General features: G+C 70.9%; 17 protein-coding genes. 10 read left to right on the forward strand and 7 right to left on the reverse strand.

Features of this window, described 5'->3' with window-relative positions; all coding sequences use genetic code 11:
- Window positions 1-215 precede the first annotated feature (215 nt).
- The 5 genes from AB4K12_RS04800 to AB4K12_RS04820 all read left to right on the forward strand — a co-directional run bounded on the left by AB4K12_RS04800 (window position 216) and on the right by AB4K12_RS04820 (window position 4,244).
- Window positions 216-413, forward strand: coding sequence for a hypothetical protein (locus AB4K12_RS04800; protein WP_368432979.1), 198 nt, complete (start codon window positions 216-218; stop codon window positions 411-413).
- 138 nt (window positions 414-551) lie between these two features.
- Entirely contained in the window at window positions 552-1,094 is a 543-nt protein-coding gene (locus AB4K12_RS04805) for a MauE/DoxX family redox-associated membrane protein (protein ID WP_368432980.1), read from the forward strand.
- A 20-nt stretch (window positions 1,095-1,114) separates the two neighbouring features.
- On the forward strand, window positions 1,115-1,672 hold the full coding sequence (locus AB4K12_RS04810; RefSeq protein ID WP_368432981.1) for a TlpA family protein disulfide reductase: 558 nt from the start codon (window positions 1,115-1,117) through the stop codon (window positions 1,670-1,672).
- 173 nt (window positions 1,673-1,845) lie between these two features.
- Window positions 1,846-3,726: an ABC transporter ATP-binding protein gene (locus tag AB4K12_RS04815; protein ID WP_368432982.1), complete on the forward strand. Its 1,881-nt coding sequence runs from the start codon at window positions 1,846-1,848 to the stop codon at window positions 3,724-3,726.
- Complete coding sequence (locus tag AB4K12_RS04820; protein ID WP_368432983.1) at window positions 3,723-4,244, forward strand: S26 family signal peptidase; 522 nt, start codon at window positions 3,723-3,725, stop codon at window positions 4,242-4,244. Before AB4K12_RS04815 ends, AB4K12_RS04820 begins: the two co-directional genes overlap by 4 nt.
- A gap of 81 nt (window positions 4,245-4,325) precedes the next feature.
- Here AB4K12_RS04820 and AB4K12_RS04825 read toward each other — a convergent pair whose 3' ends face one another.
- Window positions 4,326-6,392, reverse strand: a complete 2,067-nt coding sequence (locus AB4K12_RS04825) for a dynamin family protein (protein WP_368432984.1) — start codon at window positions 6,390-6,392, stop codon at window positions 4,326-4,328.
- Between the two features lie 249 nt (window positions 6,393-6,641).
- Here AB4K12_RS04825 and AB4K12_RS04830 point away from each other — a divergent pair, with 249 nt between their 5' ends.
- Window positions 6,642-6,806 (forward strand): hypothetical protein, encoded by a 165-nt coding sequence (locus AB4K12_RS04830; RefSeq protein WP_179198737.1) that lies wholly within the window; start codon window positions 6,642-6,644, stop codon window positions 6,804-6,806.
- Window positions 6,806-7,129 (forward strand): hypothetical protein, encoded by a 324-nt coding sequence (locus tag AB4K12_RS04835; RefSeq protein WP_368432985.1) that lies wholly within the window; start codon window positions 6,806-6,808, stop codon window positions 7,127-7,129. Before AB4K12_RS04830 ends, AB4K12_RS04835 begins: the two co-directional genes overlap by 1 nt.
- A 64-nt stretch (window positions 7,130-7,193) precedes the next feature.
- Here AB4K12_RS04835 and AB4K12_RS04840 read toward each other — a convergent pair whose 3' ends face one another.
- The gene (locus AB4K12_RS04840; RefSeq protein WP_368432986.1) at window positions 7,194-7,553 is read right to left on the reverse strand and encodes a hypothetical protein; all 360 of its coding nucleotides are present in this window, start codon (window positions 7,551-7,553) and stop codon (window positions 7,194-7,196) included.
- A 141-nt stretch (window positions 7,554-7,694) separates the two neighbouring features.
- On the opposite strand from AB4K12_RS04840, the gene AB4K12_RS04845 reads away from it, so the two are divergent.
- Window positions 7,695-8,054, forward strand: coding sequence for a hypothetical protein (locus AB4K12_RS04845; RefSeq protein ID WP_368432987.1), 360 nt, complete (start codon window positions 7,695-7,697; stop codon window positions 8,052-8,054).
- Window positions 8,055-8,133: 79 nt separating this feature from the next.
- Here AB4K12_RS04845 and AB4K12_RS04850 read toward each other — a convergent pair whose 3' ends face one another.
- The 3 genes from AB4K12_RS04850 to AB4K12_RS04860 are packed head-to-tail and all read right to left on the reverse strand — an operon-like array spanning window position 8,134 to window position 11,183.
- On the reverse strand, window positions 8,134-9,525 hold the full coding sequence (locus AB4K12_RS04850; RefSeq protein ID WP_368433155.1) for an MFS transporter: 1,392 nt from the start codon (window positions 9,523-9,525) through the stop codon (window positions 8,134-8,136).
- Window positions 9,526-9,575: 50 nt separating this feature from the next.
- The gene (locus AB4K12_RS04855; RefSeq protein ID WP_368432988.1) at window positions 9,576-10,238 is read right to left on the reverse strand and encodes a TetR/AcrR family transcriptional regulator; all 663 of its coding nucleotides are present in this window, start codon (window positions 10,236-10,238) and stop codon (window positions 9,576-9,578) included.
- A 33-nt stretch (window positions 10,239-10,271) separates the two neighbouring features.
- Window positions 10,272-11,183 (reverse strand): LysR substrate-binding domain-containing protein, encoded by a 912-nt coding sequence (locus tag AB4K12_RS04860; RefSeq protein WP_368432989.1) that lies wholly within the window; start codon window positions 11,181-11,183, stop codon window positions 10,272-10,274.
- Between the two features lie 174 nt (window positions 11,184-11,357).
- Here AB4K12_RS04860 and AB4K12_RS04865 point away from each other — a divergent pair, with 174 nt between their 5' ends.
- Together AB4K12_RS04865 and AB4K12_RS04870 are read left to right on the forward strand one after the other, a co-directional pair.
- A complete protein-coding gene (locus AB4K12_RS04865) occupies window positions 11,358-11,918 on the forward strand; it encodes a DUF6817 domain-containing protein (protein WP_368432990.1) in 561 nt (186 codons plus the stop codon).
- 330 nt (window positions 11,919-12,248) lie between these two features.
- Window positions 12,249-12,656 (forward strand): PQQ-binding-like beta-propeller repeat protein, encoded by a 408-nt coding sequence (locus AB4K12_RS04870; RefSeq protein ID WP_368432991.1) that lies wholly within the window; start codon window positions 12,249-12,251, stop codon window positions 12,654-12,656.
- A 100-nt stretch (window positions 12,657-12,756) separates the two neighbouring features.
- On the opposite strand, the gene AB4K12_RS04875 is transcribed toward AB4K12_RS04870, so the two are convergent.
- Both AB4K12_RS04875 and AB4K12_RS04880 read right to left on the reverse strand, forming a co-directional pair.
- The gene (locus AB4K12_RS04875; protein WP_368432992.1) at window positions 12,757-13,119 is read right to left on the reverse strand and encodes a hypothetical protein; all 363 of its coding nucleotides are present in this window, start codon (window positions 13,117-13,119) and stop codon (window positions 12,757-12,759) included.
- Window positions 13,120-13,138: 19 nt separating this feature from the next.
- Window positions 13,139-13,345, reverse strand: a complete 207-nt coding sequence (locus tag AB4K12_RS04880) for a hypothetical protein (RefSeq protein WP_368432993.1) — start codon at window positions 13,343-13,345, stop codon at window positions 13,139-13,141.
- Window positions 13,346-13,414: the final 69 nt, after the last annotated feature.

Genomic DNA, 13,414 nt, shown 5'->3' on the forward strand with positions numbered 1-13,414 from the left:
ACCACGTGCGACGCGCGGGACATCCGGCAAGGCCTGTTTCCCGTCACGCCCCACGAGGCCGCATACGCCGCCCCGCGGGCTCGCCTCGACCGGAAACAGCACTATCCGTCGTTCTCGTGGCCCATGAGACTCACCGCCGTGAGGCGGGGCGCAAGCCCGGCCGCACCGATCCATCCCGGATCCGATCCCGCTACGGGTCGAGTGAGGAGTATGTGATGTACGCGAAGCTCACGGAACTGGGCAGCCGCCTGCTGGGGAAGTTCGTTCCCGAAGTGGACGCGGCCGCCGCTGAAATCCTCTCCTGCGGCAACTACCCGGCCTGCTGGCAGTGCAGCGAGAAGTGCGGCTACAACGCCCCCTGCTGGGCCTGCTGCAACTCCCGCGGCTGCCCGACGATCGTCTGTCAGTGCTGATGACACCGGTCGCCCGGAGAAGACCCGCACCACTGCCTCACCCCTAGCCGGTTGAACGGCACCACAAGGTGACGACCGGCGACAACCGCCCCCGACCGGAACGGGAGCGACACGGCGACAGCCGGAGGAGGAGAACCGGTGGGATATCTGGCGCTCGGCATCCGCTGTCTGATCGGCGCGGTGTTCCTCGCCTCGTCCGTCGGCAAGACGGCGGGGCCAGGGGCGTTCGACCGGTTCGTGTCCTCGGTGGACGGCATGCGCATCGTGCCCCCACGCTCGTCCCGGTCGGTGGCTCGGTGGGTGGTGGCCGCCGAGGCCGCCGTGTGCGCGGCTCTCATCACGCCGCTGCCGGTGGCCGCCGTCGCCGGATTCGTGCTCGCGGCCGCCCTGCTCGCGGTGTTCACGGCCGGCATCGCGCTGACCGTGCGGCGGGGCACGCGAACACCCTGCCGATGTTTCGGAACCTCGGCGAGCGTCCTCGGGCCGAGACACCTCGTACGCAACCTCGCGCTGGCGGCCATGGCGGTCACCGGCGCGATCGCCGTGACCGCGGGCGGCGGCACCGCCCCGGCCGGGGCCGTACTGGCGGCGTGCACCGGCCTGCTCCTGGGCGGGCTCGTCGCCGCGCTCGACGACATCCTCGACCTGTTCCGCACGTCCCGTATCCCTGCGAAGCCATGAATCCCGGAGGAGACGACCCCATGCCCGTCCTGACCGCGGCAGTGGTGCTGGTGGGACTGCTCTGCACACTGGACCTGGTCCTCACCCTGGGGGTGATCAAGAGGCTGCGGGAGCACACGGCGATGCTGACCAAGGTCGCCGACGGAGGCGCCCCCGGCAGACCTCCCGTCATCAAAGTGGGGGAGCGGGTCGGCGAATTCAGCGCCGTCTCCGCCGACGGCGAGGCGCTGACCCGGGCATCGCTCTCCGGTGACACGCTCGTGGCGTTCTTCTCACCGAACTGCGGACCGTGCCACGAGATGCTCCCGAAGTTCGTGGAGTACGCCCGGAACGTGCCCGGCGGTCGCGAGCAGGTGCTGGCCGTGGTGGTGGGTACCGCCGACCGCGCGCGATCGCAAGTCGCCGAACTCGGCCCGGTCGCCCGCGTCGTGGTGCAGGAAGGCAGCGACACCACCGTGACCGACGCGTTCCAGGTCTTCGGCTTCCCCACCCTGCTCCAGGTCACCGCGGACGCCGCGGGGCGGCCCGTGATCGCACGCAACCATGTCGACCTGGACGCGCCCGTCGTAGCGGCATGAGCGGGCAGGACCACGGAGGGCCGGACCGCACCCCGGGACCGAGTCCAGGCCCGGGACCGAGTCCAGGCCCAGGCCCGAGTCCAGGCCCAGGCCCGAGGCCCGGCCCCGCCGGCCCCCGCCCCCGCGCCGACGCGGCGGATCTCGCCCCCGGAGGGACCACCAGCCCCGCGGCCGTGGCGAGGCGGATCGCCGCGGCTGCCGCGCTGGTGGCGAGCGCGTCCCCCAGCGCTCTGGGGCTCTACCTCGTCCTCACCCTGGTCGCCGGGGGCCTCCCCGTGATCACTGCCTGGCTGACCAAGCTGCTTCTGGACGGGCTGGGATCCCACGCCCCGCTCGCCGACCTCGTCGGCGTGGGCGCCGGACTCGCCGCGGCGGGCGTCGTCCTCGCCGTGACACCTCAGGCGAGCCAGTACCTCCGGCGCGAACTCGACCGCAGGGTGGGGCTATTGGCCGACGACCGGCTCTTCCGCGCGGTCGAGGGCTTCGCCGGACTGGGCCGCTTCGAGAACCCGCGTTTCCTGGACCGGCTGCGGCTGGCCCAGGGCTCCGGCGGCGGCACCCCCAACCAGGCCGTGGACGGGGCGGTCGGCATCGCCCGCGGTGCCGTCACGATCGGCGGGTTCCTCGGCTCCCTGTCCGTACTCAACCCGTGGATGACCGCTCTCGTGCTGGGCGCGGCCGTGCCCACCTTGGTCTCCGAGGTCTCCATGGCACGCCGAAAAGCGCGCGTATTCTGGGAGATCGGCCCGGTCGAGCGACGGCAGATGTTCTATGGCGAACTGCTGTCCAGCGTGGAAGCGGCCAAGGAGATCCGACTCTTCGGCATCGGCGGATTCCTGCGCGCGCGGATGCTCGCCGACCGGCGCACCGCCGACGCCGCCAAACGGACGGTGGACCGGCGAGAGGCCCTCGTCATGGCAGGGCTCGGACTCCTCGCCGCGCTCGTCTCCGGCGGCGGGCTGTTGTGGGCGGTGACCGCCGCGCACTCCGGCACCCTGTCGGCCGGCGACGTGGTGATGTTCGTGGCGGCCGTGGCCGGAATCCAGGGTGCGCTCGCCACCCTCGCCAGCGAGGTGGCCCGCTCCCACCAGGCGCTGCTGATGTTCGACCACTACCTGACGGTCACGAAGTCCGGACCGGACCTCCCCGTGCCCGCCGCACCCGTACCCCTCCCGCCCCTCTCCTCGGGTATCGAGCTGCGAGACGTATGGTTCCGCTACTCGGAGGAGCACCCGTGGGTGCTGCGCGGGGCGAACCTTCGCCTCGAACACGGCCGGGTGCTCGCCCTCGTCGGCCTCAACGGCGCGGGCAAGTCCACCCTCGTCAAACTCCTGTGCCGCTTCTACGACCCCGAACGCGGCGCGGTCCTGTGGGACGGTGTGGACATCCGCACCGTCGACCCGGCCGACCTGCGACGGCACATCGGAGCGGTGTTCCAGGACTATATGCACTACGACATGACAGCCGCGGAGAGCATCGCCCTCGGCGACCTCACGGCGCTCGGCGACCGCCCGCGTGTCGAGGCGGCCGCACGGCGCGCGGGGATCCATCCCCGACTGGCTGCCCTGCCCTACGGGTACGACACCCTGCTCTCACGGAGGTTCTTCATGGAGTCGGACAAGGACGATCCGGAGACCGGAGTGGTCCTCTCCGGCGGTCAGCTGCAACGACTCGCCCTCGCCCGCGCGTTCCTCCGCGACCGGCGCGACCTGATGATCCTCGACGAGCCGTCGGCCGGACTCGACGCCGAGGCCGAACACGAGATCCACACCGCACTGCGGCGCCACCGCGGCCGGCGTACGAGCCTGCTCATCTCCCACCGGCTCGGTGCCGTACGAGACGCCGACGCCATCGCCGTCCTCGAGGACGGCCGCGTCGTGGAACAGGGCACGCACGCGGAACTGGTCGCCTCCGACGGCCGCTACGCCCGCCTGTTCGCCCTCCAGGCGGCCGGCTATCGCTCAGATCGCGCAGATCGCTCAGTCGACGGAGCCGAGGCCGAGGACACCGCCGGGACCGAGCCCGCCCCCACGGTCACCGGGGAACCCCGGTGAGGGCCGCCCTGGCGGCGGCGGCCGGCGCGGCGCTCGTCGCCGCCACCGCCACGCTGGTGCTCACACGCGGACTGGTCGTGGTGACGGTCCGCGGCGCGAGCATGTCCCCGGCATTCGAGGACGGCGACCGGGTCCTGGTCCGGCGCGGCTCCCGACCGGCCGTGGGCCAGGTGGTCGTGGCCGAACACCCGGCACCCGGCGGAACCTGGCCGGACCCGCCCGTCCCGCCCGCGGCCGGCGCGACGGCCGTCCACGGACGCGCATGGCTGATCAAGCGCGTAGCCGCCGTCCCCGGCGACCCGGTCCCCCGTCACCACGTCCGCTCCCTGGCCACCACTCCGGAACGCCACGTGCCGCCAGGCCGGCTGGTTCTCCTCGGCGACAACAGCGGCATCAGCTATGACTCGAGGGAGGTGGGCTACTTCCCCCTCGAACGCGTCCTGGGCACGGTCATGCGCAGGCTGACCCGACCGGTGAGGACGATGACGGAACGCCGGCGCACCATGCCGAATCCGTGAGTGCCTGTTGGAATCCCCTGGCGCTGGGAGCTGGGCAGATCGTCCCGCCGGCGTCCTTCACCGCCCTCGCCTCCGGACCTGTCAGGCCTTCTCCAGGGTCCGCAGCGCTTCTATGAGCGCCCGGCCTTCCTCGTAGACCGGTTCGAGCTGTTCGATCAGGCCCTGCCGGACCTGGTTCTCGGGGTTGGCGATGCGCTGCCGTACGAAGTCGCGCGTCTGTTCCAGTTGCTCCCGGTACTGCGCCAGATTGTTGCTCAGGTGATCGATGACGTCGGTGCCCTGGACACCGGCGGAGAGCGCGAACTGTTCCTTGACCGTTGCGACTTCGATGTCGATGGAGCTGATCCACTCCTCCTGAAGGGCCTGGAGCGAGCTGATCTTCTTCTTGCGGTACTGGATTCCCATGAAGACCATCGCGGCCGTGCCCGCGACGAACCCGGCGGGAGGGAAGACGGTGCCGGCCGCCGCCAGACCGTACAGCCAGGTCCCGCCCGCGGCGACGGGGGTGACGATGCCGACCAGGGCCGCCGCACGCTGGACCACGTCCTGGGCGCTGGTCGCGCGATGCGGCCGCTGGGGCAAGGACAGATCGTTCACGTCGAAGACGGAGTCGGGAAGCCGTCCCGCGAGGTCCTTGTCACCGAAGACGTGCTCCACGGCCTGCACCACGTCCTGCTTGAACGCCTCGAACTGCTCGGTCCACAGCGTTGCCGGACCGGTCGGGGCCTCCATCCACGCCCGGAGCGCCTGGGACTTCGACACCTGGACCTGGTTCGCCCTGGCCAGCTTGCTGACGTCGGTCTGCCTGATGGTGGAGTCCAGCGCGGTGTGCAGATGGGCGGCCAGGCGGCCGAACGGCCGGACGGCCCGCCCGATGCGGGTCTGGAGCTTGCGCTCGAGCTGCTCGCGCAACTGCGGCAGCTCCCGGTCCAACAGCGCGAGCCGCTGCTGCTGGGCGTCCAGCAGTTCCTTCAGCCCGTCGACCTCGAGCCGCTCGGCCCGCAGCCGGTCCTCGATCACCCGCAGCCGGGGAACGAGCAGGACACGTGCTTCGGCCGCCACGGCGGCGATGTGCCGGGTACCGGTTCCGGTGCTGATCAGGTCCTCGATCGCCTGACGCAGCGTGTCCATCCGGCTCTCCGCGCGGTACCGCCGTGCGGGCGCCTCGGCCTCCTCGGCCTCGAGCTTGGCCGCACGCGCCTCCAGGGCGGGGGAGACGGGGAGGAAACCCTCGCCTATGAAACCCAGGTCCGGTTGGCCGTCGGGGAGGGTGAAATTCTCCCGCAGGTAGCTGTTGTTGCGGGCTATGGTCGCCTTCCACTCGACGACATTGCGCAGATCGAGGTTCGACGCCGAGTCGATGGCGGTGACCACCCACACGACCCGCTTCCCGGAGAGCAGATAGTGCTCGTAGAGGAAGCGGATGAGGTCGAGGTCCCGCTCCGACAGCGTCCGGCTGGCGTGCGAGACGTACATGAAGCAGTCGGCATCGGCCATCGCGGCCCTGACGATCATGTCGTGGACGGGGTTCGGGGAGCCGTAGCCGGGCAGGTCGTAGAACTTCGCAGGAAGCCTGGCGTCCGCCAGGAGCACCTCGACCTCGGCGACCTCACGGCCCCGGTGCTCCCTGAGCCGGTCGGTGACGTCCGCGTCCTGCATCGCGTACGCCGCGACCACGGACGGGGCCGGGGAGTTCCCGACGTCCTCCCACTGGCCGTCGGCGGAGTCGGTGAAGCGCACCCGCAGATAGCCGGTCCCGGACGCGTCGACCGTGGACTGGACGTCCACCGGCACCACGCTCGCCGGACAGGCCGTGGTCGGCACCGGCGAGGACGGCAGCAGTCCCACGAACTTGTCCGCCGTCTGGCCGTCGGCTGTCTGCACTTCGACCAGTTCCAGACCGCCCTGCAAACCGCTGAGCAGGAAGCTCTTGCCGGATGAGAAGGCCCCCAGGAGCGCCACGTTGATCAGGGTCGAGGCCGCACGCGTCCTCAGCCGCTTGACGGTCGAGGCTTCCCCGCGTAATTCCTCCGGCCATTCTCCCGGAACCTCGGGGAGGGCGGCCGCATCGCGCAGCCACGCCTCGGACCGGTCGAGAACATCGCGCAGTTCACCGCGCGTTTCGTCCACATCCCTTGGCACAGTCACGCCACCGGTATAGCCCTTGGCCGAAGAGCGACGTGGCCGATTCGGTAACCTCGACCCCGTTCCGTTACCTTGGCCCCGGCCGGCGTGCCCGGCACCTGACGCAACGCTGTTCACAGTGTGGGCGGCGTCCGGGAGTGGGCCAGGTGATGAGCGACCGCCGGCTCTCACTGCTGCGCCAGGGCTCGCCACCTGTCCGTGAGGAAGCTCCGGCGATAGCCTCGGGGCGACCTCGGAAGAAGGGGGCCGGCGATGTCCGGTGGGCGGGAGCGGAAATGCGGCGCCTGCAACGGCGATGCGGTGACCGAGAAGGAACAGCACTCGGTCGAGCTCGACGAGAACGGCAACCAGGTCGCCGTCACCCACAGGTTCGTCTCGGCCTGCTCACACTGCAGCGGTACGGGGACGGAGAGCTGATGAGCACGAGCGAAGAAGCGGCCGGGGAGCAGTCGACGATGCGCCCGGTGTTCACCTGCATGGTCTGTGGTTGTGTCTACCTGCCGCCGAAGTCGATGGAGTACCCGCGGTCGGGCGCGAAGGCCTCCCCGCTGCACTGCGGCAGCGAGCGGTGCCGGCGGCAGTGCGCGGCGCTGCCCGGGCGGCTGCGGGCCGTCATGGCGAAGGCCGCATGGGCGCAGGCCGAGCGGTGGCTCGACCGCGACCTGTCGGGCCTGCCCGAGCGGGCTCGGGCCCGTACGGGGAGGGCGCGCCCGGGTGGCAGGCGATCGAAGCTGCGCTGAAGGCCTGCTCCCCGCGCATGCGGGATGGTCCCCGGGGCGCCACCGAAGTGGGACCACCGGCCACTCACCAGGGAATCTGACGCCCCTGGTGAGTGAGGGTGAGGGTCAGGCAGCCGATCCAGTCGCCGCCGCCGGGGTACTCCCAGTTGGCGGCATCGGCCAGGACCTTCGGCAGTTCTTCACGGGCAAGGGGCGCGCCGGCCTGGATACCACGCCGCCCGTCCGGAGCCGCCAACGGAATCACGCGGCACACCTCGATCCATCCCCTGTCGACGAGCGGAAGAAGGACGCGGAGCAGTTCTTCGGGCGCGGCCGATGCGAGCGGCTCGTCCAAGTCCCCGCGCACGCCGGGCAGGATGTCGATCTCGAACGCGTTGAGCATGAAGGCGCTCTCCGCAGCAGGCAACGGCTCAGAGGTGTTCATACCAAGATCGTCGCACCTGCGTGTACGGAAACCTGCCGGCCGAGGAACGGCAGAGCCGCCACCGCTACGTGCGCCTGGCGGGTCCGCACGTAGCCGAGCCCACCGCGGTCAAGGGCTTGATCGGCCACTAGAGTCACCTGCATGGCAGCACCAGTACTTCAAGCGATGGAAGCGGACGGAACGACCTGGGACGACCCGTCCGAAGAACAACTGCACGACTTGCTGGCCGACATGAACCTTACGTGGCGGTTTGTCGTCGTGCGGCGGCTCGACGTGGAACCTGCCGACCAGCACTTCATGCAGGTCCGTCTCAACGACGACCTGAGCTATCAGGTGGAGTACCGAGAGGGAGGGCCGGACAGGCACTTCCAGGCATGGGTACCCCGCGAGCACGAGACCTTCGCCGTAGAACCTGTGGCTGAGGTGCTTCAGGCCTGGGCCTACGGGCGACCCGGTTGGCGTGAGGCTCTTCCCTGGGTCCCGTGGTCACCCGTAGCGTGAGGCGTCCGCCACCATCCCCTCGTGGCCATGCGTTGATGATTGCGACCGGGACAGTCGCTTCGTAGCGGAATCGGCGGACTCAGCGGACGTCACGGGCTGCCGCGCAACCGGCGGCGGGGGCTACGTCCGGCCGCGGCGGTCGCGGCTTCTCTCGCTCGGTAGCCCGGGCGGGGGGCAGCAAAGATGCCGGTAGCAGGCCAAGGGCCGCGAATCCGGCCAGGATCAGCAGCGTGAAACCCATCGTCGGGGCGGACGCTGCGACCCTGTCCGGGGAGCCGTCCGAGGTCACGCCGGCGGCGACGGCGATGCCGAAGGTCGGCCCGATGTTCATGGCGGTTTGCTTGAGTCCGCCGACGACCCCGGCGTAACCGGGTGGGGCGTCCCCGACGACGGTCCCCGTGGCGGTGACCATTACGGTGGCCCACCCCGCGCCGAGCACTGCGAAGGTCGCGCCCATGGCCATCCACGTGCTCGTCGGTCCCAGCCGGGACAGCCCCGCGATACCCAGGACGACAAGAGCCGTACCGGCGATCGCGCTACGGCGCGGGCCGTACCGGCGCAGTGCGATAACGGCGACGGGTGAGCCGAGGACCATGAACGCGGTCAGCGGAAGGACGCGCAAGCCGCAGGCGAGGGGATCGAGGCGGAGTACGTCCTGGAGGTAGAACGTGGCCGTGAACAGCGCACCGAACATGCCGGCGCCCGTGAGCAGAAGCATCACCATGGACGCCGCCACCGGCACGGACCGCGCCACCGCACGCGGCACGATCGGACACGCGCTGCGTCGTTCGTGCGCGGCGAGCACGACTGCGAGGCCCACGACGGCGACGAGTCCGAGCAGCGTCGGCACGGTGGTCCACCCGTGCGCCGGTACGCCGGCCAGGGTGTGGACCAGGATCGCGAGCGTGATCGCGAGCAGGGCCGCGCCCGTGAGGTTGAGCCGCTGGGGGCCGGTGCGTTCCGGCGCCGGCGGCCGGACGGCGAGGGTGAGTGCGGCGATCAGGAGTGCGATGGGGGCGTTGATCCAGAACACGGCACGCCAACCCAGATGCGCGACAAGGACACCTCCCAGTACCGGACCGGCCCCCGCGGCCACCGCGATCGCGCTGGTCCGGATGGCGACCGGCCTGCCGAGCCGGTCCGCCGGGTACGTCAGCCGCAGCAACGCGAGTGTCGCCGGCTGGAGCAGAGCGCCGAACACGCCCTGCGCGACGCGCAGGCCGATCACCCAGCCGACCCCTGGCGCGAGCGCGATACCGCCCGAGGCGGCCCCGAAACCGAGCACGCCGACGAACAGCAGCCGTCGGTGCCCATACCGGTCCCCGAGGCGCCCGGCGATGACGAGAAGCGCGGCCACGGCGAGCAGATAACCCGTGCTCGTCCACTGCACCTGCGCCACGCTCGCGCCGAGGTCATGCTGCAGATTCGGCTGCGCGACCAGCAGCACCGTGCCGTCCAGCGCGACGAGCATCGCGCCGGCCACGCAGGCCAGGAGCGCAACGTGCCGCTGCGCGGGGGCGATCACGAGGTCACCGGGCCCAGGTGAGCGTCCAGCACCGCCGCGACGAGCCGGTCGAGCCGGTCGAGTCGGTCGCCACGAGGTGCGGCGCCGGGCGGTTCGGTGCCGAGGATGAGCTGCAGGCTGCCCCACGTCCACAGTTGGGCGACGCCGTGCAGGTTCGCCCACAGAGCGGCGGCCGTCACGGCAGGCGGGGGAGCGGCCGTGCCCGGCCCGCCGGCCTTCGCGGTGCCCTGCTCCGCCCGGCACTGGGCGACGAGGGCGACGAAGTGCTCGAACAGAGGGAGGGTCGATTCCCGAAGCCGTGGCCCGTCCGATGCCTGTTTCTCGCTGTCGAGCAGGTCGTGACGGAACATCAGCTCGAACATTCCACGGCACTCCAGCGCGTACCCGACGTACACCCGCGCGGCCGCTTGCAACTGAGCCCTCGGCGACGCCGTGTCGGCGACAGCCGCCGCGAACCGGGCCCCGAGGTCTTCGAAGCCGCGCCGGGCGATCGCGGAGAGCAGGGAGTGGAGTGTGGGGAAGTACCGACGCGGAGCCCCATGCGACACCCCCGCGCGACGGGCGATCTCGCGCAGCCCCAACGACTCCGAACCCGTGGTCGCCACGAGTTCCACTCCGACGTCGATCAACCGCTCCCGAAGGGAGTTCTCGCTTTCCATAGACGCTGTCTACCCGATGGAGGTAGACAGTGTCTACCTCGCGCGCTGTCGGGGCGAGGTCGACACGCAATGGCGGGCGACGGTGTCGGCGAAGGCCCGGGCGAGGGGGGTGAGGGCGTCCCAGCGGCGGACGGCCCAGCCGACCGGGAGCGGCGGCAGGTCGGGGAGGGGTACGAGGCGGAGGGGGCCTTCGCCGGGTACCTGTCGGCCTGGCAGGGCGGGTATGACGGCCCGGCCGAGTCCGAGTTCCGCCAGCAGGAGGGCGGTGTCCCAGTCGGCGACGCTGGTGTCGGAGTCGGTCTGGATGCCCAGCTCGGCGAAGGCGACGTCGAGGCGGGCACCTGAGGTGGAGTTCCGGGGGAGCCGTATGAGGCGGATGCCGGTGAGGTCGGCGGTGCCGACGCGAGGGCGGTCGGCGAGCGGATCGTCGGCACGGACGGCCAGCACCCAGGGCAGGTCGACGACGGGGTGCTGTTCGATGCCGCGCACAGGATCGCCGATGGTGACCCAGGCGAGGTCGAGTTTGCCGGCGGCGAGGGCGTCGAAACACCGGCGACCGGATGTCTCCGTCCGGAACTCCAGGCTCACCTTGGGGTAGCGCTGCCGGAAGGCGACGACGGCCTCGGACATGAAGTGCCGTACGGTCGTGCCGCCCGTGGCGACGCGCACGGAGCCGCTGTCGCCGTTGACGAGGTCTCCGATGCGCCGCAGGGCCAGGTCCAGGCCGGCAAGGCTGTCGGCGGCGGCCTCCTCCAGGACGCGCCCCGCCTGAGTGGGCACGACACCCCGCGGCCGGCGCTCCAGAAGGCTGACGCCGGTCTCCCGTTCCAGCCGCTTCACATGCTGGCTCACCGCCGACTGTGTGCACTCCAGCTCCCGGGCGACGGCGCTGAGGTTTCCCGCTCGGCACACGGCCACGAAGACGCGAAGGTCGTCCAGAGTCATACACCCAAGCTACAGCTTGGATATGACGATGAATCCCCAGGATTGACTGGGGGTCAGGACGCCGGGGAGGATCGGTGCAGGGCCCAGGGCGGCAACCCGTCCGGCGTCTTCGCGGTGTCCGGACCAGGCGAAGGCACGGACGGGTGCCGACCCGAGCGCAGGAAGGACACCGCCATGCCTGCTTCCTCCTTCGCCGCCGACCAAGCCACCGCGCTCCTGCGCGAACTCGGTGCCGCGGCCATCGCCCATCCGGGCGGCACTCTCCTCGCACACCTCCAGCGCGTCCAAGGGCAACTCGCCGCATGGGGTGCCCGCCCCGCGCTGCAGCTCGCAGGCCTGTGTCATGCGTTCTACGGCACCGACGGCTTTCCCGCCGCCTTGCTTACGCCGGACCGTCGCACCGAACTCGCGATGGTGATCGGCGCCGAGGCCGAAGCCGTCGTGTACCTCTACGCCTCGTGCGACCGGAAGGCCACCTATCCGGCCTTCACGGCCACCGACGCCGCCTTCCGCGACCGATTCACCGGCCGCGTCCACGCTCCGGAATGGCAACTGCGACGAGACTTCGCAGAGTTGTCCGCCGCCAACGAACTCGACCTCGCCGGCATCGATCCTTTCTTCCGCGAGACGTGTGGACTCGAGCTCCTGGCCCTGTTCACCCGCTTCCGCCCCATGCTGAGCCGATCCGCCTGGTCGGCCTGCCGCACGGTGCTTGCTCCTGACTGGTCGACGTAGCCGCTGTCCGCCGCGATCCGGGCCGCGCTTTCGCGCTACTGCACGGTAAGTTCCGTGCGTGTCCCTGAATTCGAACAACCGTCTCCCGTCGCGGCGGACTCTTCTCCTGACCGCGGCCGCGGGAGTCCTCGGCGCCGGTGGCTACACCAGCTGGGAAATGCAGCGGGACAAGGACGTTCCCGCCCCGCCGCAGCGCACAGCGCTGTGGTCCTTCACCGCACCGAGGAAGCTGAATCCCTACGGCACGAGCAGCGACGGGCGCTGTCTCTTCGTCACCACCGACCAGCCTGGCGGCCTCCTCGCCGTGGACACCGCCACCGGCCGCAGCCGATGGGACAAGCAGGTCGGAGTCGGGTACTGGAACCCCAGTGGGGTCACCGTCGCGAGCCGCTGGTCACCCAGCACGCCGGCCGGGTGTTCGTCACCTCGGCCCTGGAATTCGGATCCGACAGCGTCCTCGGCCTGGGCGCCTACCGCGGCTACGTCCTGGCCGTGTCCGCGGACACCGGCAAGCAGCTGTGGCGGGTGGACCGCACGACGAGGTGCTCGTCACGTCCCTATGTTGCCGGCGACGACGTGATCGTGACCCATGCGGGGAACATGTGGTCCTACGACGCCCGCACCGGCAAACCCCGGTGGCAACTGCCCGCCACCTCCATCACCATGGCCGATCCGTACATCGCCTCAGGCGTCCTGTACGCGCTGTCCTCGGAGGGAATCCAGGCCATCCGACTGTGACCGCGCTCCTCCTGCCGGCCGTCGAACGGATTCCTCGAGCTGGACGAGGTCGCAGGCCGGCCCGTAGCGGTGGCGAGGCAGAATCAGGAGCCGGCCCCCGTCACGGCCGGACGTGGGGCGATGTGACCTCTACCAGGCGCGGGGGGTCGAAGCACCAGCGCAGCCACAGCACTGACTCGATGTCCCAGAACGGCGCCGCGGCCAGACCGTCCGCCACCAGGATGCGGAACCCCTGGGCCGCGACGATCGCGCGCAGCGTCATATGCACCCCGGGGAAGTCCCGGGCGACCTTGGCCCAATCGGGGTAGACGTCGTTGCCGCGGACGAGCGGATAGCGACCGACGAAAGCCGCCCAGTCGCCCGCGCCGCCGATCTCCAGGACATCGGCGGCGGGATCGGTGACCGGCAACTGCCACGTCTGCCAGGGTCGGGGATGGAGACTCGAACCCAGGTCGAGGTACATCCGCCACATGCCCGGCCCGTCATGCCGCGCTGTGCGGGCGCTGCACCTGGCCGTCACAGCGGATCACCGCGGACGCGTCCGCGTCCGAGCCGGACTTCCCGGCTTCCGCGTTGCCCTCGACGGGCCCCTGCCCGGCGGGCGCGGTCGCCGGAGCGGACGGGTCGGGGGCCGCCGCTCCTCTCGCCGCGACGGGGGAGGTGCCGCCGATGAGCGCCACGATCGCCATCGACGCGGCGGAGTCGGCCTGTGTGCCGTCCCTGCGCCGCGGCGGGCCGTACCCGGGGCCCGGGTATCG

The sequence above is a fragment of the Streptomyces sp. C36 genome (assembly GCF_040932295.1).
In the GTDB taxonomy this organism is placed as follows: Bacteria; Actinomycetota; Actinomycetes; order Streptomycetales; family Streptomycetaceae; genus Streptomyces; species Streptomyces triculaminicus.